A 24,233-nucleotide genomic window follows, 5' to 3' on the forward strand; every position below is an offset into this window, starting at 1 on the left:
AAGAAAAAGGCAAATAATAGCTAATGACAGCGCAATTTGAACATGTCTCTGTACTGATGGACGAAACCATAGATGCTTTGGATATTAAACCTGAAGGCATTTACATGGATGGCACATTTGGTCGCGGTGGGCACTCGGGGCAAATTCTTGCGCGTTTAAGTGAACAAGGTCGCTTACAGGCGATTGATCAGGATCCACAAGCTATTAAAGCCGCCGAAAAATTTGCCGATGATGCGCGTTTTTCAATTGCTCACACTCGTTTTTCAAACCTAAAAGCGGTTGCTGAAGATAACGATTTAATCGGTAAAGTTGACGGTATTTTGTTGGATATCGGTGTTTCTTCACCACAGCTTGATGATGCTGAACGCGGTTTTAGTTTTATGAAAGATGGCCCACTTGATATGCGTATGGATCCAACCAGTGGTCGCAGTGCTGCACAATGGCTAGCTGAAGCTGAACTAGAAGATATCACGCATGTGATTAAAACCTATGGCGAAGAAAAATTTGGTCGTCGAATTGCTCATAAGATCATTGAAACACGTGAGCACACTGCAATCACAAGTACTAAGCAGCTTGCTGATTTAGTCGATGAAGCTGTGCCAGTTAAAGATAAGCACAAACACCCAGCTACACGCACATTCCAAGCGATCCGTATTTATATCAATAGTGAGCTTGAAGAAATTCAAACTGCATTGCAAGCCGCTGTTGAGGTTTTAAAACCAGGGGGACGTTTAGTGGTTATTTCGTTCCACTCGTTAGAAGATCGCATTGTTAAGCAGTTTATTAAAAAACAGAGTAAGGGAGAGGCGATACCCAGAGGTCTGCCTTTGACGGACGCACAAATAAACAAAAACCTGACGTTAAAGGCAGTGGGTAAAGCCATTAAGCCAAGTAAGGCGGAGATTGAAGCAAACCCGCGTTCACGTAGTTCAGTGTTAAGGGTTGCGCAGAGGTTGTAATGAAAGCTAAAGCGACACATCGCCAACCTAATTTATTTACAGAAATTTTCAAAGGCCTAGGAGCTAATAAGCTGACCTTGGCCTTGTTGGTTGTGATCCTCGCATCTAGTTTGAGTGTGGTTCAGGTGACGCATCTAGCGCGTCAGCAATTGATTGAACAAGACAAATTATTGCAAGAGCGTGATGAGCTCGATCTTGAGTGGCGTTACTTGCTCGTAGAAGAAGAGTTTTATTCACAGCATGCGCGCATTGAAGAAGTCGCGACTATGCAATTAGAAATGAAACGGCCAACTAGCCAAGACGAACAGGTGGTAATACTGCGATGAGAAGCAGAGGGAAAAAGCCAACAAATACCTTAATCACATGGCGTTTTTTGCTGGTGTGCTCAGTGGTGTTTTTAGTCTTTATGACGCTGGTTGCGCGTGCCGCTTTTTTACAGGTTATTGAACCAGATAAAGCGCGTTCTGAAAGTGATAAACGAACTGTGCGTGTTGAAAAACAACATGTGCAACGTGGCATGATCTTCGATCGCAATGGCAAAGAGTTGGCGGTCAGCGTACCTGTGGTAAGTGTGTATGCGGATCCGAAAGCGCTGCATAAATCACTGATCAGTAAGGTACTGCGTCAAGCTAGAAAAAATGGTGAAGATCAACAAGCACTGGCTGAAAATACGGTTGAGTTAGATAAACGTATTGCCGCTTATTACAATAATGATATTCGCTGGCGTGAACTTGCGGATGTATTACGCATTGACCCAAGTAAAGTTAACTCTCGCCTTCGTGATAATCCAAAGCGTCGTTTTGTCTACTTAAAACGTCAGGTTACCCCTGCTGTTGCTAACTATATTGGTGATCTTCGTTTACCAGGTATCCACTTACTTGATGAGTCAAAACGTTATTACCCTGCCGGTGAAGTAACAGCCCATGTTATTGGATTTACTAACATTGATGGTCATGGTATTGAGGGAATCGAAAAGCTTTACGAAAAGGCGTTAACGGGTGTTGAAGGTCAGCGCACCATTCGTAAAGATGCCCAAGGCCGTGAAGTAGAAGTGCTTGATGAGCGTGAACGTGTTGAGCCTGAAAACATTCATTTAAGTATTGATCAGCGCATTCAAGCGATTGCTTATAAAGCAGTAAAATCAGCAGTTCTAACCTATAAAGCTACTTCGGGTTCAGCCATGGTTGTTGATGTTAAAACCGGCGAAGTATTAGCTATGGTGAATAGCCCATCGTTTAACCCTAATAACTTAAACGATGCTGCACCGCATAAGCGTCGTAACCGTGCTATCACCGATTTGTTTGAGCCAGGCTCTACTGTTAAGCCACTAGCCATTTTAGCTGGTTTAGACTACGGCGCAATTCAACCGGATTCAATTATTGATACTTATCCTGGCTGGATGCGTGTGGGTGGCAGCCTTGTGCAAGATACCCGTAACCATGGTGAGATGACCTTAAGAGAAATCTTAAAGTATTCAAGTAATATGGGTGTAACTAAGGTCAGTCAAGAAGTACCAAAAGACTATTTTGTAGGGCTTTACCAAAAGGTGGGGTTTGGCAGTGATAGTGGTACAGGCATGGTTGGTGAAAGCAGCGGTTTATTTTACCCAAATCGACGCTGGTCAGATCATGAAATTGCTGCATTATCATTTGGTTATAACTTAGCTGTAAGTACCGCTCAAATGGCGCGTTTTTATGCCATGTTAGGCTCTGGTGGCGTTATGCGCCCGCTAACAGTTCTTAAACAAGAGTCAGTGCCAGAGGGTGAACGTATTTTCCAACAAAAAGACGTTGAAGCGGTTGTTCACATGATGGAAAGCGTATTCGAAAAAGGTGGTACTGCACAAAAAGTTCATGTTGATGGCTATCGTGCTGCTGCGAAAACAGGTACCTCTAAGAAAGCCGCTGTGGGCGGGTATGGTGACGAATATGTTGGCTATTTTGCTGGTATTGCGCCAGCGAGTAACCCACGTTTAGCGGTAGTAGTAATGATTAATGAACCGGGTGGAGATGTTTATTACGGCGGTGCGACGGCAGGCCCTGCATTTGCAGAGATTGTCTCCAATGCCTTAAGAATTCTAAACGTTGCACCGGACAAAGATGCGGTTGCGTACGTAGAAGGCAAAGATAACGATGCGTGATTTAAAACCGATTCTTAATCAAATTGATGTTGAGGCCAATAGTTTATTGGTTAACCAACTACGTCTTGATAGTCGAGATGTAAAAGCTGGCGATGTGTTTGTCGCCATTAAAGGCCATCAGCTTGATGGCGGACAGTTTATTGACAAAGCCATTGAAAATGGTGCGGTGGCAGTTATTGCTGACCGTTTATGTGAGTTCGAAAGTGAGTTTGAACCACTTTACTTAGTTACCGATTTAGCGAAAAAGCTGCCAGCACTTGCAGCAGCTTTTTACCAGCAACCATCAAAGCAGCTTGATTTAGTGGGTGTGACAGGCACCAATGGCAAGTCAACAACCACAGCAATGATTGCGCACTTAGCACAGCACTGTCATAAACGCGCAGCAGTGATAGGTACGCTCGGTTATGGGCATCCTGATAATCTAACTGAGCTTGCAAACACCACGCCATCGAGCGTTGATTTACAGCGTATTTTATCTGAGCTTGTCGCAGAGCAGAATGATGTTGTGGCCATGGAAGTCTCATCTCATGGTTTAGTGCAGCATCGCGTTGATAATTGTCAGTTTAAAGCAGCAGTATTTACTAACCTTACACGCGATCACTTAGATTATCACGGCACCATGGATGCTTACGCTGATGCCAAGTTAATGTTAATGCGTGACCATATGCCAAAGCTTGTGGTGCTTAATCAAGATGATGCTCAAGTTGAAGCATGGTTAGAAAAATACGACTTCAATAATCTAATTTGTTACGGCCATAAAAACCTCACGCCTGAAAATGCGCGTTTTGTTTATTTTAGCGATGTAACTTATGATAACAGCGGTATTTCGGCGAAGTTTGATACCAGCTGGGGGCTAGCCGAAGTTAATTGCACACTGTTTGGCGAGTTTAACTTATATAATTTAGCCGCTGCTATGGCCACTTTATTAGGTATGGGTTACCCACTTGATTTACTCGTTGAAGGATGTAAGTCATTGCAGCCTGTTGCTGGGCGCATGCAGGCATTTAGTGCGCCAGGTCAACCGACTTGTATTGTTGATTATGCCCACACTCCTGATGCATTAGCACTGGCATTACAAGCATTGCAAAAGCACGTTTCAGGTGGCGTTAGCTGTGTGTTTGGCTGTGGTGGTGACAGAGACAAAGGCAAGCGCCCTATGATGGCAAAAGCAGCTGAAGGCAATGCAGACCGTATTATTGTCACCAGCGATAACCCAAGAAGTGAAGACCCTGACGCTATTATCGCTGATGTGGTTGCGGGGCTTAAGCAGCCTGAACGCGCACATTGTGAAGCAGACCGCGCGCAGGCTATTAGTTATGCCATTTCGCAAGCGAGTGCTGATGATGTCATCCTTATTGCGGGCAAAGGTCACGAAGATTATCAAATTATTGGCGACCAACGAATCGACTTCTGCGATCGTCAATATGTACAACAACAATTAAAAGAAAAATCGCAAGGGGCGCAGTTATGATCCCTATGGATTTTGATTGGCTAGCTAAAGTTCTAGCAACCGATTACCAAGGTGGTAATCAAACGGTAAAAAATATTAACACTGACACCCGTACTTTGTGTGACGGTGAAGTGTTTTTAGCGCTACAAGGGCCTAATTTTGATGGCCATAAATTTGTTGCGCAAGCAAAAGAAAAAGGCGCGACAGCTGCTATTGTAGCGCGCCCTGTTAATGTCGATATTGTGCAGTTTGTGGTTAGTGACACACGTATTGCGCTAGGTCACATCGGCGCAGCTGTGATGGCACAGGTTGCACCGAAAACAATTGCTATTACTGGTAGCGTGGGTAAAACGACCGTAAAAGAAATGTGTGCGGCGATTTTATCTGGTCATGGTGAAGTACTAGCAACAAAAGGCAACTTTAATAATGACATTGGCGTACCACTCACGTTATTACGCCTTGAACCACAACACCAATATGCGGTGATTGAGTTAGGTGCAAACCACATTGGTGAAATTGCTTACACCGTTGCAATGACGAAACCTGATGTTGCTGTGGTATGTAATGTTGCAGCTTCTCACTTAGAGGGCTTTGGCTCATTACAAGGTGTAGCAACGGCCAAAGGCGAAATCTATGATGGCTTAAAGCCTGATGGTGTTGCCGTAGTTAATTGCGACAGCGATTATGCCGATTTTTGGCTTGATAAATTAACTAATCGCAACGTAAAACGTTTTTCTACTAGCCAACAATTAGATTATTGGGCAGAAGATGTGGTGCTTGATGAACAAGCGCGCGCTTCTTTTGTGCTTTGCAATAAAGATAAAAAAGTACCTGTCACTCTGGCATTACCGGGCAAGCATAATATTGCTAATGCGTTAATAGCCACCGCCTTAACCACTGAGCTCGGTGTAAGTCTCGAAAGTGTCGCATCGGCGCTGGCAACCATGGGTGAAGTTAAAGGTCGTGTAAACGTCCTTAAAGTGTCAGACACATTGACGGTGATTGATGATACCTACAACGCGAATGTGCAATCGGTTAAAGCGGCAATTGATTTGTTAAGTGATATGCCGGGGCGTCGTATTTTTGCGTTAGGTGATATGGGGGAGCTTGGTGAAGAAGCGCGTTTTTATCATCAACAAGTCGGTGAATATGCACAGCAAAAAGGCATAGATGAGCTTTACAGCCTAGGTGTATTAAGTAAATCAGCCAGTGATGTATTTGAAAAGCCAAACCGCCACTTCTCAAGCCGTGAACAATTATTACAACAATTACAAAGTGAACTTGCTCAATCGACGCAAAAAACCACTGTTGTTGTAAAAGGTTCGCGCAGTTCTCGTATGGAGCTTGTGGTCACAGATTTAGTAAATAGCCAGCAAAATGGCAATAATGGAGTATCGTCATGTTAGTTTGGCTGGCAGAGTATTTAACACAATATTACAGTGGCTTTAATGTTTTTTCTTACCTAACGCTGCGCGCAATTTTAGGTATTTTAACAGCGCTACTTATCTCACTTTATTTTGGTCCTAAGCTAATTCGTGCATTGCAAAAAATGCAGATTGGTCAAGTGGTTCGTCACGATGGTCCAGAATCTCACCTATCTAAAAAAGGTACGCCAACTATGGGCGGCATTTTGATTTTAGGGGCGATTTTTACCAGCACATTACTGTGGGCAGACCTTTCAAATAAATATGTTTGGGCAACCTTATTTGTCGTGGGCTCGTTAGGTGTGGTTGGTTTTATTGATGACTACCGTAAAGTGATCCGCAAAGACCCTAAAGGGTTAATTGCTAAATGGAAATACTTTTGGCAATCAGTGATTGCGTTAGTGGTTGCCAGCGCACTTTATTTTACCTCGCAGCAAGGCAGCGAAACCTCGTTAGTTGTGCCGTTTTTTAAAGACGTGCTACCACAGCTAGGGTTGTTTTATATCGTGATGACTTACTTTGTAATTGTAGGTACGTCGAACGCGGTAAACCTAACAGATGGCCTTGATGGTTTAGCGATTGTGCCAACCATTTTAGTGGCGGCAGCACTCGCCATTATTGCTTATTTAACAGGTAACGTTAATTTCTCAAGCTACCTACATATTCCGCATTTACCGCTCGCCAGTGAGCTTGTGGTTGTGTGTACAGCAATTGTGGGAGCTGGACTTGGTTTCTTATGGTTTAACACCTACCCAGCACAGGTATTTATGGGTGATGTAGGTTCATTAGCACTTGGTGGTGCACTGGGTATTATTGCGGTGCTGGTTCGTCAAGAACTGGTACTTATCATCATGGGTGGTGTGTTTGTAATGGAAGCATTGTCGGTGATTTTACAAGTAGGCTCATACAAATTACGTGGTCAACGTATTTTTAGAATGGCGCCTATTCACCACCATTATGAATTAAAGGGGTGGCCTGAGCCGCGCGTAATTGTGCGCTTTTGGATTATTTCAATCGTGCTAGTGCTTGCTGGCCTTGCGACATTGAAGATCAGGTAAATGACAGTAATTAACGAGATTAAAAACAAACAAATTTCAGTGCTCGGACTCGGTGTAACCGGTCTGGGCATTGTGCGTTTTTTATTATCTCAGAATATTAAGCCAATTGTTGTTGATAGCCGCACAGCGCCGCCGGGTGCTGATTGGCTAAATGAGCATGCCAGTGAGCTAACGACTCACTTTGGTGATTTAGAACAGGCAGACTTAGCCAGCAATGACATTATTATTATCAGCCCAGGTTTAAGCCTCGCGACACCCGCTGTAGCAAAAGCGATTGATGCTGGTGTTGAAGTGATTGGTGACGTGGAGCTTTTTGCCCGTTTGACCGATAAACCAATTGTTGCGGTGACAGGTTCAAATGGTAAGTCGACAGTGGTCACATTGGCGTTTGAAGTACTGAAAGCGGCCGGTTATAAAGTTGGCCTTGGTGGCAACATTGGTACTGCGGTACTTGATTTACTATCGCAAGACTATGATGTGTATGTACTTGAACTGTCGAGTTTTCAACTTGATACCACGCATAGCTTAAAAGCGAAAAGTGCCTGTGTGTTGAATGTGAGTGAAGACCACCTCGATCGTTATTCAAGTTATCAAGCATACATAGACTCTAAACAAAGTATTTATAATGGCTCAGAGCTTGCTGTAGTTAATGCCATTGATGTGGCAACACACACTGCAAAGCAGCCCCAAGTAAGCTTTGCGCTCGCCAATGCAGATTTTGCCTTGGTTGAACATCAAGGCGAACAACACTTTGCAGCACACGGTAAACCAGTATTACCAGCAAGCTGCTTAAATGTTGTTGGTTCACACAATCAACAAAACGCTTTAGCGGTGATGGCATTACTGAGCCCGTTTGATATTGCTAAAGAGTATTACCAGCAAGCGTTTAGTGCTTTTACTGGGCTTGCACACCGTTGCCAGTTTGTCGCTGAAATTAATGGAGTGAAATACTTTAACGACTCAAAGGCGACCAATGTAGGTGCAACTATCGCTGCGATTGAAAGCTTAGCTGATCAAGCAAAGCAATTGGTTGTGATTGCCGGTGGTGATGCAAAGGGGGCTGATTTAGATGCCTTAAAGCCATACTTAAACAACAAAGTGAAAGCGCTTATTTGTTTTGGTAAGGATGCTAAAGCTCTCGTAGCATTAACCGAAAAAGGCCACCTAACCACCAACATGCATGAAGCTGTGCAACTAGCAAAACACTTAAGCAGCAGTGGCGATATCGTTTTATTAGCACCTGCATGTGCCAGCATTGATATGTACAACAATTACATGCAACGTGGTGATGATTTTGCGCAGTGCGTATTGGCGGAGGCAGTATGATTGCATTTGCTGACATCCGTGACGCATTAACACCAAAGCAATCGCCACAGCTTTATGATGTGCCGTTATTGTATTGCATGTTGATGTTGATTGGCGTTGGCTTTGTGATGGTAACCAGTGCCTCTATGCCAACAGCAGAGCGATTATTTGATAATCCGTATCACATTATTATTCGCCACGGCATGTTCTTAATTATGGGCTTTTTCTTATTTTGGATTGCCACAAATGTGCCTATGGATTGGTGGAAGCGCAGTAACGCCTATTTATTGTTGCTGGGTTTAGGTTTGCTGGTTTTAGTGCTGATTGTTGGCCGTGAAGTGAACGGTGCAAAGCGCTGGATACCCATTGGCCCTGTGGGCTTTCAGGTTGCTGAAGCCGCCAAGTTGTATTTCTTTAGCTATATTGCCGGTTACTTGGTACGTAAACGTGAAGAAGTACAAGAGAACTTAAAAGGTTTTTTCAAGCCATTAGCTGTATTTGGTGTGTATGCATTTTTGATTTTGATGCAACCAGACTTAGGGACCGTAGTTGTACTGTTTGTGACGACAGTTGGTTTGTTGTTTTTAGCGGGGGCTAAGTTATGGCAGTTTTTTGGCCTTATTTTAACGGGTATTGCTGCCGTGGTAGTGCTAATTATCGCTGAACCATACCGTATGGCCCGTGTCACAGGCTTTTTAGAGCCGTGGGAAGATCCATTCGGTAAAGGTTATCAGTTAGTGCAATCGCTAATGGCATACAGCCAAGGTGGTTGGTTTGGTCAAGGCTTAGGAAATAGCGTGCAAAAACTGCAATATCTTCCTGAAGCACATAATGACTTTATCTTTGCAGTGATTGGTGAAGAGCTTGGCTTTTTTGGCGTATTAAGTATTTTGATTGTGCTTGCTGTGTTTGTATTCAGAGCCCTGTTAATTGGTCAAAAAGCATTGAAATGCGGCAAAGAGTACGAAGGCTATTTTGCTTTTGCTATTGGTATCTGGTTTGCGTTTCAAACCATGGTAAATGTTGGCGCAAGTGCGGGTATTTTGCCAACCAAAGGTTTAACACTGCCGTTTGTTTCTTACGGTGGCTCTAGTTTATTAATTATGACCATAGCAACAGGTGTACTTTTGCGAATAGATTTTGAGACAAAAATGGCAACTAAGCAGGCAACCTCTCGAGGAGGTAAGCGATGAGTAAAAAATTACTTGTTGTTGCAGGCGGTACTGGTGGTCATATTTTCCCGGGTATTGCAGTTGCCGATTTTTTAAAACAGCAAGGTTGGCAGGTTAGCTGGATTGGCACGCCTGACAGAATGGAAGCAACGGTAGTACCTAAGCACAACATTGAGATTGATTTTATCAATGTGAAAGGTGTGCGTGGCAATGGTATTAAACGTTTGGTCAAGGCACCATTTATGGTGATGAATGCCATTTTTCAAGCACGCAAAATTTTAAAAGCACAAAAGCCCGATGTTGTTTTAGCTATGGGTGGTTATGTGACTGGACCTACGGGCATTGCAGCAAAGAGCTTAGGTATTCCTTTGGTTATTCATGAGCAAAATGCCGTTGCAGGCATGAGTAATCGTTGGCTAGCAAAGTTTGCCAATAAAGTTTTAGCTGCTTTTCCATCGGCTTTTGCAAAAGAACAATGCGAAGTGGTGGGTAACCCAGTGCGAGCAAGTGTCGCTAATGTTACTGTAAAGCAAACAGCGACACCGATTAATGTGCTAGTAGTTGGCGGTTCACTCGGTGCGCAAGTTCTTAATGAGACTTTACCAGCTGTATTCAGTGAACTTTCAGCGCTAACAACGCTTAATATATGGCACCAAACAGGTAAAAATAATGAACCGAATGTGACTGCCAGCTATCAACGGTTAGGGTTAACTGAAAATAGTAAAGTCGCTGAATTCATTGATGATATGGATAGCGCATATCAATGGGCTGATTTGGTAATTTGCCGAGCTGGTGCATTAACGGTGAGTGAGATTGCGGCAGCCGGAAGAATGGCCTTATTTGTGCCTTTTCCGCATGCTGTCGATGACCATCAAACTGCCAATGCAAAGTATTTAGTGACTGAGCAAGCTGCGTTAATTATGCAGCAAAGTGAGTTTAACCAAGCGGCGGTTGTTGAGTTATTAACGCCTTACGTAAATGCACCAGAAAAAATTTCAACAATGGCAAGTAAAGCAAAACAGCTTGCTATTTTAGATGCCACAGCCAATGTTGCAAAACGCTGTGAGCAACTAGCAGATAGAAGAGATTAGTAGTGAAAGAAAGCACGATGAAAGAAAACAACACTCGTCCTGCGATGCGTCGTATAGACACCATCCACTTTGTGGGTATTGGTGGCGCAGGCATGGGTGGTATTGCCGAAGTACTTGCTTTTGAAGGCTACCGCATCACAGGTTCAGACATTGCGCACAGTGCGATGACTGAGCGCTTAATACAAGTGGGTGCAGAAGTATTTATTGGTCATGATGAGAACAATGTAAAAGATGCCAGCGTTGTCGTGGTATCAAGTGCGATTAACGAGCAAAATCCTGAGATTAAAGCAGCAAAAGCGGCACGTATTCCAATTGTTCGCCGCGCCGAAATGTTGGCAGAATTAATGCGCTTTCGCCACGGTATTGCTGTAGCGGGCACTCATGGTAAAACAACAACAACCAGTTTAATAGCAAGTATTTATGCACAAGCGGGCCTTGATCCAACCTTTATTATTGGTGGCTTGTTAAACAGCGCTGGAAGTAATGCCAAGGTCGGTAAAAGCGACTTTTTAATTGCAGAAGCTGATGAGAGTGATGCGTCATTCTTACACTTACAGCCTATGGTGTCGGTGATCACGAATATTGAAGAAGATCACATGGATACATACGGCGGTAGCTTAGAAAAAATGAAAGACACGTATGTTGATTTCATTCATAACTTACCGTTTTATGGTTTAGCTGTCGTGTGTATTGATTCTGAGGTTGCAGCGGAGTTGATCCCTCGCTTTGGACGCCCTGTGATTACCTATGGTGAGTCGGCAGAAGCTGATTACCGCATGGTTGATTTTAGCCAAACAGCGAATACTTGTTCATTTAATGTTGTAAATAAGCAAGGTGAAAGCCTAGCCGTTACGCTTAATATGCCGGGTAAGCACAATGCGCTTAACGCGACAGCTGCGATTGCGGTGGCTAAAGATCAAAACATAGCTAACCATGCAATTTTAGAAGCGCTGACAAAATTTGAAGGCGTAGGCCGTCGTTTTCAGCATTATGGAAGCTTTGAGAATGAACGCGGTAATGTGATGTTAGTTGATGATTATGGTCATCACCCATCAGAAGTTGCAGCAACAATTGCGGCGGTTCGTGAAGGGTGGCCAGATAAACGTTTAGTGATGATTTATCAGCCGCACCGTTATAGTCGAACCCGTGATTTATACGAAGACTTTGTCAAAGTACTGGCTGATGTTGATCAGTTATTACTCCTTGATGTGTACTCAGCGGGTGAAGAGCCAATTGTGGGGGCCGACAGCAAGAGTTTATGTCGTAGTTTACGCCAGCGTGGTAAAGAACCATTACATATTGCCAACAGCTCCGAGCTTGCTGGTGTTCTTGCCAGTACACTGCAAGATAATGATTTAGTTTTAACACAAGGCGCTGGTAACATTGGCCAGTTAGTGAAAAAGTTAGCAGCAACCGAGTTGTCTATTGAACAACTAAAGCAGGTAAACGTATGAGCCAGTTAAGTGACAAATTTGGCAAAGTAGCGGTACTTTTTGGTGGCACATCTGCCGAACGAGAAGTCTCTCTTAAATCAGGCCAAGCTGTATTGAATGCTTTGCAAAGTGCTGGCGTTGATGCCATTGCTTTTGATCCGAAAGATCAGCCGCTATGGCAATTAAAAGAGCTAAACATTGAACGTGTGTTTATTGCTCTGCATGGTCGTGGTGGCGAAGATGGCACTATTCAAGGTGCACTTGAATTTATGGGTATCCCATATACTGGCAGTGACGTTTTAGGTTCTGCGCTTGCGATGGATAAAGTGCGTTGTAAGCACTTATTTAAAGCAATGGGGCTAAGCACAGCACCTTACACTGTTGTTGATAGCCGCCATGAGTTTGATAGCCAAGCGATTATTAATGAATTTGGTAAAGTGATGGTAAAACCCTCACATGAAGGCTCAAGCATTGGTATGGCAGAAGCAAGCAGCGCTGAGCAACTCGATGCGGCGCTTAACGCTGCATTTAAGTTTGATAGCCAAGTGCTTGTTGAGCAATGGATCACTGGCCGTGAATTTACTGTTGCTGTACTTGGGCAAGATGTTCAGCCTGTCATTGAGATGACGACGCCAAATGGCTTTTATGACTATCAAGCTAAGTATCAATCGAATACAACTCAGTATCATTGCCCTGCAGATATATCCGCGCAAGAAACTGAATTGTTGCAAGATATGGCATTAAAAGCATTTGATTTAGTGGGTGCAAGTGGTTGGGGGCGTGTTGATGCGATGCGTGATCAGCAAGGTAACTTTTACTTATTAGAAGTAAATACGGTACCAGGCATGACAGAAAAGTCTTTAGTGCCCATGGCAGCGAAAGCGAATGGTGCAAGCTTTGAGCAATTAGTTGTTCGCATTTTGGAGCAAACCCTTTAATATGCATCCTTTTTTAGAAAAAGCGCAACAATTAAAACAACAACTAAATTGGTCGTTGATTTTTGGTGTGAGCTTTTTTCTAGTCGTGATTTTTGCATTAGTAAAAATCACGACAGGCGTCTCAGATTGGTTGGTAGAAAACAAAGACGCACAAATAAAGCATTTATCAGTACTTGGACAGCCCCAATATACTGATGAAAAAGCAATTATTGGTGCAATAAAAAAAGCCGACTTATCGAGTTTTTTTGAATTAGACGTAAAACATGTGCAACGCTTAGTACAAAGCTTGCCGTGGGTGGCAACGGCATCGGTCAGAAAGCAATGGCCAGATACCCTGCAAGTATATGTTGTTGAACATCAAGCTGTAGCTCATTGGAACAGTGATATGCTGTTAAACCAAGCAGGCGAAGTGTTCCAAGCAAGTAGTGATAAATTACCCACAAGCTTGCCACAATTATACGGCCCTGAAGGCAGTGAGATTGAGGCGTGGACAGCATTTAGTCAATTTCAAGAAATGCTCAAAGTGAATAACTTAGAGCTGACTAGTTTAGCGCTTTCTGAGCGCTTTTCGTGGCAGTTATGGCTTGATAACGGCATTCGCCTGAACTTAGGCCGCAAAGAAAAAGCAAAGCGTGTACAGCGTTTTATTGACGTGTATCCGCGCATGGAACAACGTGCAGATGCACAAATCGATGTTGTTGATTTACGGTATGATACCGGTCTTGCAGTGAGCTGGAAGCCAGTGCAAGAAGAGCAATTAGAAAATAAGAGTAAGGCATGACCAAGTCAGCAGAAAGAAACCTAGTGATTGGATTAGACGTTGGCACATCGAAAGTTGTGGCCACCGTTGGTGAAATCACCGCAGATAACAAACTAAGCATTGTGGGTGTTGGCAGCCAAGTATCGCATGGTATGGATAAAGGCGGCGTTAACGACCTTAACCTTGTTTCTGAATCGATTCGTCGAGCTATAGATGAAGCTGAGCTAATGGCTGATTGCCGTATTAGCTCTGTTTATTTAGGGATTTCTGGAAAACATATCCAGTGCCAAAATGAAAGCGGTGTAGTGGCAATTAACAACACGGAAGTGACAGACGAAGATATTGAAAATGTCATCCACATTGCGCGTTCAGTGCCTATTTCGGCAGAACGAAAAATGCTCCATGCATTGCCACAAGAGTACAGCATCGATATGCAAGAAGGGATTAAAAACCCACTTGGCATGAGCGGTGTACGTATGGAAGCTCGCGCGCACATTATTACTTGCTCAAACGATATGGCAAAGAATATCGAGAAATGTGTTGAGCGTTGTGGCCTTGAAGTCGATCAGTTGATCTTCACGGCACTGGCATCATGTTACTCAGTACTTACAGATGACGAAAAAGAACTGGGTGTAGCCGTGTTAGATATTGGTGGCGGTACCATGGATATCACCATTTATATTAATGGTGCGCTTCGCCACTCAGCCGTTATTCCTGTAGCCGGTAACCAAGTGACTGGTGATATTGCAAAAATATTTAGAACGCCTATATCACATGCCGAGTCACTCAAAGTACAATATGCGTGTGCGAGTAGCCAAATGGCAAGCAACGAAGACACTATTGAAGTACCGAGTGTGGGTGGCCGACCAGCGCGTATTATGTCGCGCCATACCTTAGCTGAGGTTGTTGAGCCACGTTTTAGAGAATTATTCGAGTTGGCGATGGAAGAAATCCGCCGCTCAGGTTTTGAAGACCAAATTGCTGCAGGTCTCGTCATTACTGGCGGAACAGCAAAAATGACGGGTGCAATGGAAGTGGCAGAAGACATTTTCCAAATGCCGGTCAGAATTGGCAAACCAATCGGGATTGTTGGTTTGACAGATTATGTAGATGATCCTTCGTACGCGACCGCGGTTGGTTTGTTACAATACGGCCGTACAATGCAATCGATGAATGCACAAAAGTCGAAAGCAGAAGGTGATAATAATTGGTGGAACCGTATTACTAAATGGTTCCAAGGTGAGTTTTAAGACTCAAGTCGGAGAGTAAACATGTTTGATATGATGGAACAGCACAGCGAAGAAGCTGTCATTAAAGTAATTGGCGTGGGCGGTGGCGGCGGTAACGCTGTTGAGCACATGGTAAAACAACAAATTGAAGGTGTACGTTTCATTGCTGCGAATACGGATGCACAAGCATTACGTAATTCATCTGCTGATGTAACAGTGCAGCTAGGTACACAAATCACCTCTGGTCTAGGTGCAGGTGCTAACCCTGAAGTGGGTCGTAACTCTGCTGAAGAAGACGCTGAGACTATCCGTGCCAGCTTAGAAGGTGCTGACATGGTATTTATCGCAGCAGGTATGGGCGGTGGTACGGGTACAGGTGCTGCGCCAGTGGTTGCTAAAATTGCTAAAGAGTTAGGCATTTTAACGGTTGCTGTTGTAACGCGCCCGTTTGACTTTGAAGGTAAAAAGCGTGCTGCAGCTGCTGAACAAGGCATTAATGAATTGTCAGAAACTGTAGACTCACTTATTACAATTCCGAACAATAAATTGCTTAAAGTTTTAGGCAAAGGCACTACACTATTAGATGCCTTCGCAAAAGCGAATGACGTGTTATTTGGTGCGGTACAAGGTATTGCAGAACTAATCACACGTTCTGGTCTAATCAACGTGGATTTCGCCGACGTACGTACAGTTATGTCAGCGATGGGTACTGCGATGATGGGCACAGCATCTGCGTCTGGCCCTGACCGTGCGCAAGAAGCTGCAGAAGCGGCTATCTCAAGCCCACTACTTGAAGATGTCGATTTAACAGGTGCTAAAGGTATCTTAGTTAATATCACGGCAGGTATGGATATTGCGATTGAAGAATTTGAAATTGTTGGTAACCACGTTAAAGCACTTGCGTCAGAAAACGCAACAGTGGTTGTGGGTGCGGTAATTGACCCTGAAATGAGCGACGAGTTACGTGTAACGGTTGTTGCAACAGGTTTAGGCGGCGATCGTCGTCCACAGTTTGGTATTGTGGATAATGGCTTTAAAAAAGCATCAGGTTCTGATGTACAAAGCTCAATGAACCAAACAACTAGCAGCATGTATGTGCCAAGCTTTGCAAGTCAAGGCAGCGGTGATGATGTAAGCATGTCATCTGCGTCTGAAAAGCAAGAGCCAGTACAACAAAGTACAACGAGCAGCTCAGTATCTAGCAGCACTGAGAGCAGCAAAAAGTCTGATAAATCAGAGGGTGGCGATTACTTCGACATTCCAGCTTTCCTAAGAAAGCAAGCTGACTAAGACAGTTTTTGTTGGTAATTTTGTTCGATAAATAAACAAATTGGCAGTTGAATGTATTTATGATACAATTCGCCGTCTAACTGTAACTATAAGTGAGCGAACCTATGATTAAACAGCGTACGATTGCAGAAGTAGTCAAAGCCATAGGAATTGGACTTCATAAAGGTGAGAAGGTCACTATTACTCTCCGACCTGCGAGCGCAAATACTGGGATAGTATTTCGTCGCGTAGACCTTGATCCGGTTGTTGATTTTGAAACAACACCAGAAGCCGTTGGTGATACGCAACTGTGTACCTGTTTGACAAACAAAGATGGTGTTCGTTTATCAACGACTGAGCACCTTATTGCGGCGGTAGCGGCAATGGGTATTGATAATCTAATTGTTGAATTAGACAGCTCAGAAGTACCAATCATGGATGGTAGTGCATTACCATTCATCTATTTGTTACAGAAAGGCGGCATTAAAGAAGTAAATGCAGCTAAGCGCTTTATTCGTATTAAAGAAAAAGTACGTATTGAAGAAGGCGATAAATGGGCTGAGATCGAACCATACGATGGTTTCCACATCGATTTTGAAATTGCGTTTGATCACCCAGCAATCAATGAAAGCCGCCAACGTATCGGTTTAGATATCACGGCACAAAGCTTCACTGAAGAAATCAGCCGCGCACGTACTTTCGGCTTTATGAAAGATATCGAGTATATGCACGCTAACAACCTAGCATTAGGTGGTAGCATGGATAACGCAGTTGTATTGGATGAGTTTAAAGTACTAAATCCAAACGGCTTACGTTATAGCGATGAGTTTGTTAAACACAAGATCTTAGACTGTGTGGGCGATATGTTTATGACTGGCCACAACATTCTAGGTAAAATCACGGCTTATAAATCAGGCCATGATTTAAATAATAAACTACTTCGTAAAATTATGGCGACTGAGTCAGCATGGGAATGGGCAACTTTCGATACCCCAGTGACTATGCCAGCACCAGGCTTAGAAGTAGCGACAGCTTAATCGCAAGCATATTACAGTTACAAAAAATGACGCTTTAAGCGTCATTTTTTTTGCCAAACTATTATCAAGAATTACAAGCCTAGAATAGCTTCAAGCTCGACCAACTGATTGATTTGATAAGTTGGTTTAATATCCTCTGGTAGCTCAACTCCCGGGTGTTGTAACCAACACGTGTCGATACCCACATTGTGACCACCTAAAATATCACTGGCAGCGGTATCGCCTACCATTAAAATCTGCTCTTTTGGCGGATTCCCCATTAATTGAAATGTATGTTGAAAAATCTCTGGGGCAGGTTTTGCTTTACCGACTAACTCTGAAATAACCAGCCAATCGAACATATCCTGTAAACCGGTGTGCTCTAGGCGTTTTTGTTGTAACTTAGCAAACCCATTGGTAATAATGCCTAGCTTGGCGTGTGGTTTTAACTTTGTAAGCAAGTCAACTGCACCAGGTAATGGCACACAAATAGAGGCCATAGCATCCAAGAAGCCATCGTTAAGCTCTTTTGCTGGCACATCGAGTCTATTAGCCCATTCTGTAAAGCGAGTTATCTGTAGCTCGCTGGCGGTAATTTCATGCTTTTGATAAGCAACCCAAAGCGGCTTATTGGTTGCTTGGTAATGATGATAATCTGACTCAGTAAATTCTACGCCGTAATGTGCAAACATCACTTTTAAACCTTCAAATGCATTAAAGCTAAATAGCGTTTCATCGGCATCGAATAATACGTGGCTATACTTCATGGTTATCCTAATTACTGGTTGAATAGGGTAGGGTGAGAAAATGGCGCCATGGCCAATGTCAGCGCTTGTACATAAGTACTTTCGCGCGTGGCAAGATGATTGGTTAATAAGCCAATAGCACCACCTTGTTGTTTGATATTAACGGTATTGAATGCCTCATCCATGACATCACCTAGTTCTTTACCAGCTAGCAAGGCATCGTAAAAAGGTTGCGGTAACGGTAGGTTGCTACTGCGACCCACGCTAAATTGCTGCTTGTTTGCAATCACTACAAAGGCAAAGGTTGCAGCGCCATAACTAAATTGTTCTGCGCCACCTTCCATTGCTGTATAAAAATCGGCGTCAAAGTGATCTTGGCAATACTTAACGCGATTTTCAGCGCCGATACGGGTTTCATCTTCACCTAGTGGCTGATCAGGTACGCCAGAAGGTGCATCTTCACCTTTGCACTCAATGGTATGATGTGGGAAATAAAGACTAAAGACATGTTTAGCCGCGTTAATTTTAACGGGGTTCTTTGAACCAACAATAACACGTAATGTTTGTTTCAAGGCGACGACTCCATTGTTTTCACCAGAGTCAGCAGTGTACCCGAGTGAGTTAAATCGGCAAGTCAACCGGGGCTAAATTTTCAAGTGCGCGTTTTTTCAAAATAATATCTTTGATCAACGGGGTTAGCACAAGCTCCATTGCTAAGCCCATTTTGCCTCCAGGTACCACAAGCGTATTGATACGAGACATAAAGCTGCCTTCAATCATGCTCAAATAGTACGGAAAATCGACGTCATCTATGCCACGAAAACGAATCACAACAAAGCTTTCGTCTAAAGAAGGAATATCTTTTGCGCTGAATGGGTTTGAGGTATCAACCGTCGGCACTCGCTGGAAGTTGATATGAGTACGTGAAAACTGCGGGGTAATGTGGTTAATGTAGTCATCCATTGAACGCACAATAGAGCCCATTACCGCTTCTCGCGAATGGCCTCGTTCAGAGGTGTCGCGAATGAGTTTTTGGATCCACTCAAGGTTGATAATTGGCACCATGCCAATCAATAAATCGACATGCTTAGCAACATCATGATTCTCATCGACAGCACCACCATGAAGACCTTCATAGAATAAGATATCTGTATTTGATTCTAAATCTTGCCAAGGGGTAAAAGTTCCTGGAAGTTGGTTATAAGGCACCGCTTCGTCGAAAGTATGTAAGTAACGTCTGATTTTACCTTGGCCGGTTTCGCCATATTGGTAAAAAAGCTCTTCAAGGGCACCAAAATCATTAGCTTCTCGGCCAAAGTAGCTAATGTGCTTACCTTCTTGTTGTGCTTCACGGATTTTTTTATCCATTTCAGGGCGAGTATAACGATGAAAGCTATCGCCTTCGATGAAGGCGGCATCAATGCTTAAGCTTCTAAAAATGTGCTTAATTGCATTGGTGGTTGTGGTAGTTCCCGCCCCAGATGAACCGGTAATAGCGATGATAGGGTGTTTAGCTGACATAATTATTCTCGTTATTGTTGATACCAGTCGGCTTAAAAATTTAACCATTCTAGTGTGTTAAATGGTCAGTGGCATAACTCGATTGGTATTACCGTGCATAAAATCAATCAGTAGAAACCGATAAAAAACGAACACGTCCTAGTTATAAAGGTCGAGCATGGTAAGGTCAAGTGACTGGCGGATTAATTAACGCTATCATGGGCTAATAAAAATTAAAACGAGAGAACAACATGAAATTGATTTCGTCTTTACTTTTCGTCGCAGCAGGGACATTGTTTACCAGTCACGTACATGCAGCGATGCCTAAAAGCGAAATATTACTTGCCGAGTTAGACACCCCATATGGTATGCAGGTGTCGCGAGTAACAGATGATAAAACTTATAATAATCAACCATTTTTAGTTGATACTGGGCTTTACTACACCCATGAGGTTGTTAGCGAAAATGGTCAGTCACAAACCGATATTGCGTTTTATGACTTTGCATCTAAGAGCAGCGTGAATATCACCAACACGCCTGTCAGTGAATACTCGCCAACGCTAATGCCAAATCAGCAAGCCTTGTCGGCAATCGTGGTCGAAGCAGATGGTAAGCAAAAGTTATGGCAGTACCCACTAGCAGAAGAGCCTGCCGCGAGCCGAATTTTTGAATGGATTGAGCCGGTTGGCTACCATGCGTGGGGCGCTGATGAAGACCTGATCATGTTTATCTTAGGTGAGCCGCATACATTGCAATACACTCACGTTGCTGCGGCTAAACCGCGTGTCATTGCCGGTGATATTGGCCGAACTTTAATTTTTGATAAACACACAAACAGTTATTTATTTAGTTATAACAAAAACAACCAACATTGGGTTGCACGCTTTATGCCGCAAACAGAGGAAGTCAGTGATTTATTTAGATTACCTGAGTCGGTGCAAGACTTTGCTTTAATTGATAAAGACACTGTGGCTTATGCGGTTAATAACCGAGTTCATAAGCGCAGCCTGACAGAGCCTGAAGTGGTATCACAGTGGCTTGATTTAAGACGCTTTTGTGAAGGCTCAATCTCGCGTTTAAATTACAAACAGAGCAAACTGGCATTTGTATGTAATAAGTGAACTGACCCGTTTTCCAACTCGCATTCATAAAAGTGCACAGCCCATTCATTATGGTATTGCATTTAAAGTCACCTCACCTGAAGCTGCAGAGCAATTTATAACTAAGTTAACTGCTATTTTAGCGCAATAAAAAAGGGCCACATTGTGGCCCTTTTTGCATTTGCTTTAATTAGCGCTTAAGGAAGCTATTCACCGAGTTTAACTCACGGTTTTTCAGTGCAATACAATCATTAATGCTTTCTTCAAGCTTACTAAGAGAACGTGCATAACCTGGTACTTCAGTGATTTTATCGTTGAAGAAGGTTTTGGTTTTCTCTAGGCTTTTCGCATTGCAGCTTGCAGTTGTGAAGAACGGTAAATTTGGTACAAAGAACGGTGGTAAGTTCTTAGTGATGGCATCGTAATTGTTGTAAATCCACTCAATAAACAGTGCTTCACGCTCTTTACCATAGCCTAAACCACCTAATAACGTACGCATATCAGAGGCTGTTACGTTATCTGTTAAGCTGTATTCTAGAACCGCTTTTTGTAACTCAGGTTTACCAAAGTAACCCATCGCTGCCAGCATCTTAGTACGCACTTGTGGATCTTTGGTGGTTTTAAAGGTTTGTTTGTACTTTTCAAGTAACTTTGCATCGCCATGGTAAGCCGCAAGGTTTAAGTAAGTTGAGGCTAAATATGGGTCAACATTTTCAGGGTTGTTTAAGTACAGTGCCGCTTGTGCTTTTGCAGTATCAATGACTTTTTGGTCTTGACCATCAAAACCTAAACGGGCAATAACTTGCGCACGCAATTGCGATACCGCCGCGTCTTCACCTGTTTTTGCTGTTAAACCATATTGCTTAGCAGCAGGTGCAATGCTGTTACGGATAAACTCAGGCCATAGGTCACGGTTACTGTCGTCTTCGAATACGCGTTTTTGAGCAGCAAGGTAACCCAATGCTGTGTTTGCTACTAATGGGTGAGCATCACTCACAAAGGCTTCTAAAGTTTGCATTAAGTGAGCCGCAGAGATAACACCTGCATCAAGTAATGAATCAACCGCAGAAAGTAGCGCTAAGCGCTCACGTACCGTTAGCTTGTCAGCAGCGTTCTCTAACAGGGCATTAAACTGTGCATCATTTAATACCCAGCGGTAATAACCCATGGCACCTTGATCTGGGTAGATCCACTCAGGTTCAAAGTCGAGAGTTAGTTGCTGTGTTTCTTTATTCAGCAGAACACTTGCGGTTTTAACTTTGTCGCCCGCACCATACTTAATTGCAACCGGAACATTCCAAAGTTGTGCAGGTGCATCAACGCCAGCATTTACAAAGCGGCTTTGGCTGATATTAATTTTCTTTCCGTCTTGCGTTACTTTGATAAGTGGGAAAGATGATTGTTCGATAAACGATTTAAGAACGCTTGCTACATCTTTATTAGACGCTTCGCCTAGTGCTTGCCATAGATCAGCAGCTTCTGCATTCTTGTAAGAGAATTTCTTCAAGTAAGCACGAATACCTTGCTGGAATGCCTCTTCGCCAATCCAGTTTTCAACCATAGATAAAACTGCACTCCCTTTACTGTAGGCAAGGCCAAGGCCATCCATGATATCAGCTTCAGTTTTGATTGGCTTACGAATAGGTTTAGTACTTAGACGCGCATCTAGTGCCATCACATGGTTTTGTGGCAAGTCTAAGTGCGACTCAAACTCAGGGTTGATTTGTGCAGTGATTTTCGCTGCCATCCAACTTGCGAATGCTTCGTTTAACCATAAATCATTCCACCACTTCATAGTCACTAAGTTACCGTACCACTGGTGCGCTAACTCATGGGCAATGATTGATACATTACGCTCTTTTTTACTGCGCGTTGCTGTTGCTAGGTCTACTAGTAAAATGTCTTCACGATAAGTCACTAGGCCTGCGTTTTCCATTGCGCCAAATGGAAACTCTGGCACTGCCACTGAGTCTAGCTTTTTGTATACGTAAGGAATGCCAAAATAATCTTCTAGGGCTTTTAACACACGCGGCATATTTTCTTTTGCGTAATCAGCAAGGTGAATTTTACCTTGTGGAGTCAATACGCGGCCAGGGATTGGCATGCCTTTAATTTCAAGCTCTTCAAACGGGCCCACAGCCATAGCGACTAAGTAAGAAGGAATCGGTGGTGTTTTGTCAAAAAAGTGCGTTGTCATATCGCCATCAACTTTGGTTTTTAAAACCGGTGTATTGGCATACACTTTTTGTGATGTTGGCGCTGTGATAGTTAGCTGAAATGGAATTTTATAACTTGGCTCGTCAAAAACGGGGAATGCACGACGCGCATCGCTCATTTCAAATTGCGTGAAAAGATAAGGTGTGCCTTGATCTAAAGTTTTATATAAACCAACACTTTGGCGGTTATAAGGTGCGGTAAAATCAACTTTTAAAGTGTATTTACCTGGCTGAATTTTTTCTTCACAAGCGAATTTAACTTTGCCTGTTTTTAGCATTTCAGCACTTAGGTCACAGTTTTCTGCACCTAAAATTTTCGCCATGCTAACTGCATAATCAATACCGTTTAATTCGATATAATTGGTTGCTTTTAGAACCTCTAAAGCAATTTCGGTATGACCAGAAAAATTGTCTTTGGCAGGATCAAGCGTAAGTTCTACTTGTTGTGAGCTAGGCTTGGCAAGCTTTTCGATAACATATTCATTGGCATGGGCAGAGCTAACAGCAAGTGCAACACTCACCGTTAATAGGCTTTTTAAGAACATAAGTATCCCTGATTTTTTGTTGTTAGAAAGGCACCTGCTATGAGGGGCGAATCACCATGCTATCAGGTTTTAATTTGAACAGTAATAAATAGTTAGTAACAAAGTTTGTCAGTTAATTATGGCGGTCAATGAAACGCTGCCAATGCAGTTGCGGGTTTATTTGTCGGACGTTTTGCAGCACGGTATTTAATAATTGCATATCAGCAAAGCGTTGTTCGTTGAAATCTTTAAAACCAAGCAAGTAGTTAAAGGCGTCTTTGCAGTTGGCTTGCAGTGCATGAATTCGCACTTGTTGTTCAAAGTTAAGCCGTAAGCTGCTTATCGCGGTTTTCATACCTTGCTGATCAACAGTAGGAATAGCGCACTTTTGTAAATAACCAGCGCGTTCACCTTCACCCGAAAACCAAATACGTACTTTTTCGCTGTAGCGACCAGATTTAGCGGGTAAATCAAACATCAGTCGTTGTTGATTTTGACTTGTTAAAAAGTCTAAGTACTGATCAAGCCCAGCATCGAGTAATGCATTATGGATAGGCACATAGCGTGGTTTTATCTTGCCATGCGTATGAAAATCAAAGCAGCGAATGCCATCAAGGGTGACAATATTATCAAGGGTTAAATGGCCAATTTCATCGCTGTAGGCACCAGTATAATAAGCAAATAAAGGCAGCCAAAAGTGCCAATGCTTAGCTTGTTCACGTGCTAAACGCTGATCACCATAAATGTAACCATTATACAGGGTATGTAATTCCATGGCCGAAAAGGGCCTACGACCAAGATGGGACTTCAACCTAATACCTTGATAATAAAGATGTGTTGAAGAGTATACCTGATAAGTATCAAGTTTCCAGCTTAACGACACTGCCATAAATACGGCCGTGT

Annotated in this window: 21 protein-coding genes; 16 read left to right on the top strand and 5 right to left on the bottom strand. The window is 43.2% G+C overall.

Annotated features, from left to right (window positions below; genetic code table 11):
• Positions 1 to 23 precede the first annotated feature (23 nt).
• The 15 genes from rsmH (at position 24) to lpxC (ending at position 17,265) form a co-directional block, all read left to right on the top strand.
• On the top strand, positions 24 to 959 hold the full coding sequence (gene rsmH / locus IMPJCBKJ_RS03195; RefSeq protein WP_054552738.1) for a 16S rRNA (cytosine(1402)-N(4))-methyltransferase RsmH: 936 nt from the start codon (positions 24 to 26) through the stop codon (positions 957 to 959).
• Positions 959 to 1,285 carry a cell division protein FtsL gene (gene ftsL / locus IMPJCBKJ_RS03200; protein ID WP_054552737.1) on the top strand — a complete coding sequence of 109 codons (327 nt, stop codon included), beginning with the start codon at positions 959 to 961 and terminating at the stop codon, positions 1,283 to 1,285. The genes rsmH and ftsL overlap by 1 nt, the downstream gene beginning before the upstream one ends.
• Positions 1,282 to 3,099, top strand: coding sequence for a penicillin-binding transpeptidase domain-containing protein (locus tag IMPJCBKJ_RS03205; RefSeq protein ID WP_054552736.1), 1,818 nt, complete (start codon positions 1,282 to 1,284; stop codon positions 3,097 to 3,099). The genes ftsL and IMPJCBKJ_RS03205 overlap by 4 nt, the downstream gene beginning before the upstream one ends.
• Entirely contained in the window at positions 3,092 to 4,570 is a 1,479-nt protein-coding gene (murE, locus tag IMPJCBKJ_RS03210) for a UDP-N-acetylmuramoyl-L-alanyl-D-glutamate--2,6-diaminopimelate ligase (RefSeq protein ID WP_166338768.1), read from the top strand. Before IMPJCBKJ_RS03205 ends, murE begins: the two co-directional genes overlap by 8 nt.
• A complete protein-coding gene (murF, locus tag IMPJCBKJ_RS03215; RefSeq protein WP_166338770.1) occupies positions 4,567 to 5,955 on the top strand; it encodes a UDP-N-acetylmuramoyl-tripeptide--D-alanyl-D-alanine ligase in 1,389 nt (462 codons plus the stop codon). The genes murE and murF overlap by 4 nt, the downstream gene beginning before the upstream one ends.
• Positions 5,949 to 7,031: a phospho-N-acetylmuramoyl-pentapeptide-transferase gene (mraY, locus tag IMPJCBKJ_RS03220; protein ID WP_054552733.1), complete on the top strand. Its 1,083-nt coding sequence runs from the start codon at positions 5,949 to 5,951 to the stop codon at positions 7,029 to 7,031. Before murF ends, mraY begins: the two co-directional genes overlap by 7 nt.
• Complete coding sequence (murD, locus tag IMPJCBKJ_RS03225; protein WP_166338772.1) at positions 7,032 to 8,357, top strand: UDP-N-acetylmuramoyl-L-alanine--D-glutamate ligase; 1,326 nt, start codon at positions 7,032 to 7,034, stop codon at positions 8,355 to 8,357.
• Complete coding sequence (ftsW, locus tag IMPJCBKJ_RS03230; protein WP_054552731.1) at positions 8,354 to 9,529, top strand: cell division protein FtsW; 1,176 nt, start codon at positions 8,354 to 8,356, stop codon at positions 9,527 to 9,529. Before murD ends, ftsW begins: the two co-directional genes overlap by 4 nt.
• Positions 9,526 to 10,599 (top strand): undecaprenyldiphospho-muramoylpentapeptide beta-N-acetylglucosaminyltransferase, encoded by a 1,074-nt coding sequence (gene murG / locus IMPJCBKJ_RS03235; RefSeq protein WP_166338774.1) that lies wholly within the window; start codon positions 9,526 to 9,528, stop codon positions 10,597 to 10,599. Before ftsW ends, murG begins: the two co-directional genes overlap by 4 nt.
• Before the next feature lie 2 nt (positions 10,600 to 10,601).
• Complete coding sequence (murC, locus tag IMPJCBKJ_RS03240) at positions 10,602 to 12,053, top strand: UDP-N-acetylmuramate--L-alanine ligase (RefSeq protein ID WP_166338776.1); 1,452 nt, start codon at positions 10,602 to 10,604, stop codon at positions 12,051 to 12,053.
• Positions 12,050 to 12,970, top strand: a complete 921-nt coding sequence (locus IMPJCBKJ_RS03245) for a D-alanine--D-alanine ligase (RefSeq protein WP_138598841.1) — start codon at positions 12,050 to 12,052, stop codon at positions 12,968 to 12,970. Before murC ends, IMPJCBKJ_RS03245 begins: the two co-directional genes overlap by 4 nt.
• Position 12,971: 1 nt before the next feature.
• Positions 12,972 to 13,751, top strand: a complete 780-nt coding sequence (locus IMPJCBKJ_RS03250) for a cell division protein FtsQ/DivIB (protein ID WP_054552727.1) — start codon at positions 12,972 to 12,974, stop codon at positions 13,749 to 13,751.
• Entirely contained in the window at positions 13,748 to 14,980 is a 1,233-nt protein-coding gene (ftsA, locus tag IMPJCBKJ_RS03255; protein WP_054552726.1) for a cell division protein FtsA, read from the top strand. The genes IMPJCBKJ_RS03250 and ftsA overlap by 4 nt, the downstream gene beginning before the upstream one ends.
• Before the next feature lie 21 nt (positions 14,981 to 15,001).
• Positions 15,002 to 16,249 (top strand): cell division protein FtsZ, encoded by a 1,248-nt coding sequence (gene ftsZ / locus IMPJCBKJ_RS03260; RefSeq protein WP_054552725.1) that lies wholly within the window; start codon positions 15,002 to 15,004, stop codon positions 16,247 to 16,249.
• A 104-nt stretch (positions 16,250 to 16,353) separates the two neighbouring features.
• On the top strand, positions 16,354 to 17,265 hold the full coding sequence (gene lpxC / locus IMPJCBKJ_RS03265; RefSeq protein ID WP_036971181.1) for a UDP-3-O-acyl-N-acetylglucosamine deacetylase: 912 nt from the start codon (positions 16,354 to 16,356) through the stop codon (positions 17,263 to 17,265).
• A gap of 71 nt (positions 17,266 to 17,336) precedes the next feature.
• Here lpxC and yjjG read toward each other — a convergent pair whose 3' ends face one another.
• From yjjG to IMPJCBKJ_RS03280, 3 genes are read right to left on the bottom strand one after another with little or no spacing between them, the layout of a single operon-like run.
• Positions 17,337 to 18,011, bottom strand: coding sequence for a pyrimidine 5'-nucleotidase (gene yjjG / locus IMPJCBKJ_RS03270; protein WP_054561044.1), 675 nt, complete (start codon positions 18,009 to 18,011; stop codon positions 17,337 to 17,339).
• Positions 18,012 to 18,022: 11 nt separating this feature from the next.
• Complete coding sequence (gene yjjX, locus IMPJCBKJ_RS03275) at positions 18,023 to 18,562, bottom strand: inosine/xanthosine triphosphatase (protein WP_138598845.1); 540 nt, start codon at positions 18,560 to 18,562, stop codon at positions 18,023 to 18,025.
• A gap of 49 nt (positions 18,563 to 18,611) precedes the next feature.
• A complete protein-coding gene (locus tag IMPJCBKJ_RS03280) occupies positions 18,612 to 19,511 on the bottom strand; it encodes a phosphoribulokinase (RefSeq protein ID WP_054552722.1) in 900 nt (299 codons plus the stop codon).
• A gap of 230 nt (positions 19,512 to 19,741) precedes the next feature.
• Between IMPJCBKJ_RS03280 and IMPJCBKJ_RS03285 the strand changes: the two genes are divergently transcribed.
• Complete coding sequence (locus IMPJCBKJ_RS03285) at positions 19,742 to 20,611, top strand: hypothetical protein (RefSeq protein WP_166338778.1); 870 nt, start codon at positions 19,742 to 19,744, stop codon at positions 20,609 to 20,611.
• A 169-nt stretch (positions 20,612 to 20,780) separates the two neighbouring features.
• Here the strand turns inward: IMPJCBKJ_RS03285 and IMPJCBKJ_RS03290 are convergent, their stop codons facing one another.
• Positions 20,781 to 23,351, bottom strand: coding sequence for a M1 family metallopeptidase (locus IMPJCBKJ_RS03290; RefSeq protein WP_166338780.1), 2,571 nt, complete (start codon positions 23,349 to 23,351; stop codon positions 20,781 to 20,783).
• Positions 23,352 to 23,463: 112 nt separating this feature from the next.
• Entirely contained in the window at positions 23,464 to 24,141 is a 678-nt protein-coding gene (locus tag IMPJCBKJ_RS03295) for a hypothetical protein (protein ID WP_166338872.1), read from the bottom strand.
• Positions 24,142 to 24,233 lie beyond the last annotated feature (92 nt).

Origin of the sequence: Pseudoalteromonas sp. MB47, assembly GCF_011319765.1 — a bacterium.
In the GTDB taxonomy this organism is placed as follows: Bacteria; Pseudomonadota; Gammaproteobacteria; order Enterobacterales; family Alteromonadaceae; genus Pseudoalteromonas; species Pseudoalteromonas simplex.

Coding starts and splice junctions, on each gene's coding strand:
- rsmH (WP_054552738.1), top strand. CDS start 24: ATGACAGCGCAATTTGAACATGTCTCTGTACTGATGGACGAAACCATA.
- ftsL (WP_054552737.1), top strand. CDS start 959: ATGAAAGCTAAAGCGACACATCGCCAACCTAATTTATTTACAGAAATT.
- IMPJCBKJ_RS03205 (WP_054552736.1), top strand. CDS start 1,282: ATGAGAAGCAGAGGGAAAAAGCCAACAAATACCTTAATCACATGGCGT.
- murE (WP_166338768.1), top strand. CDS start 3,092: ATGCGTGATTTAAAACCGATTCTTAATCAAATTGATGTTGAGGCCAAT.
- murF (WP_166338770.1), top strand. CDS start 4,567: ATGATCCCTATGGATTTTGATTGGCTAGCTAAAGTTCTAGCAACCGAT.
- mraY (WP_054552733.1), top strand. CDS start 5,949: ATGTTAGTTTGGCTGGCAGAGTATTTAACACAATATTACAGTGGCTTT.
- murD (WP_166338772.1), top strand. CDS start 7,032: ATGACAGTAATTAACGAGATTAAAAACAAACAAATTTCAGTGCTCGGA.
- ftsW (WP_054552731.1), top strand. CDS start 8,354: ATGATTGCATTTGCTGACATCCGTGACGCATTAACACCAAAGCAATCG.
- murG (WP_166338774.1), top strand. CDS start 9,526: ATGAGTAAAAAATTACTTGTTGTTGCAGGCGGTACTGGTGGTCATATT.
- IMPJCBKJ_RS03245 (WP_138598841.1), top strand. CDS start 12,050: ATGAGCCAGTTAAGTGACAAATTTGGCAAAGTAGCGGTACTTTTTGGT.
- IMPJCBKJ_RS03250 (WP_054552727.1), top strand. CDS start 12,972: ATGCATCCTTTTTTAGAAAAAGCGCAACAATTAAAACAACAACTAAAT.
- ftsA (WP_054552726.1), top strand. CDS start 13,748: ATGACCAAGTCAGCAGAAAGAAACCTAGTGATTGGATTAGACGTTGGC.
- ftsZ (WP_054552725.1), top strand. CDS start 15,002: ATGTTTGATATGATGGAACAGCACAGCGAAGAAGCTGTCATTAAAGTA.
- lpxC (WP_036971181.1), top strand. CDS start 16,354: ATGATTAAACAGCGTACGATTGCAGAAGTAGTCAAAGCCATAGGAATT.
- yjjG (WP_054561044.1), bottom strand. CDS start 18,011: ATGAAGTATAGCCACGTATTATTCGATGCCGATGAAACGCTATTTAGC.
- IMPJCBKJ_RS03280 (WP_054552722.1), bottom strand. CDS start 19,511: ATGTCAGCTAAACACCCTATCATCGCTATTACCGGTTCATCTGGGGCG.
- IMPJCBKJ_RS03285 (WP_166338778.1), top strand. CDS start 19,742: ATGAAATTGATTTCGTCTTTACTTTTCGTCGCAGCAGGGACATTGTTT.
- IMPJCBKJ_RS03290 (WP_166338780.1), bottom strand. CDS start 23,351: ATGTTCTTAAAAAGCCTATTAACGGTGAGTGTTGCACTTGCTGTTAGC.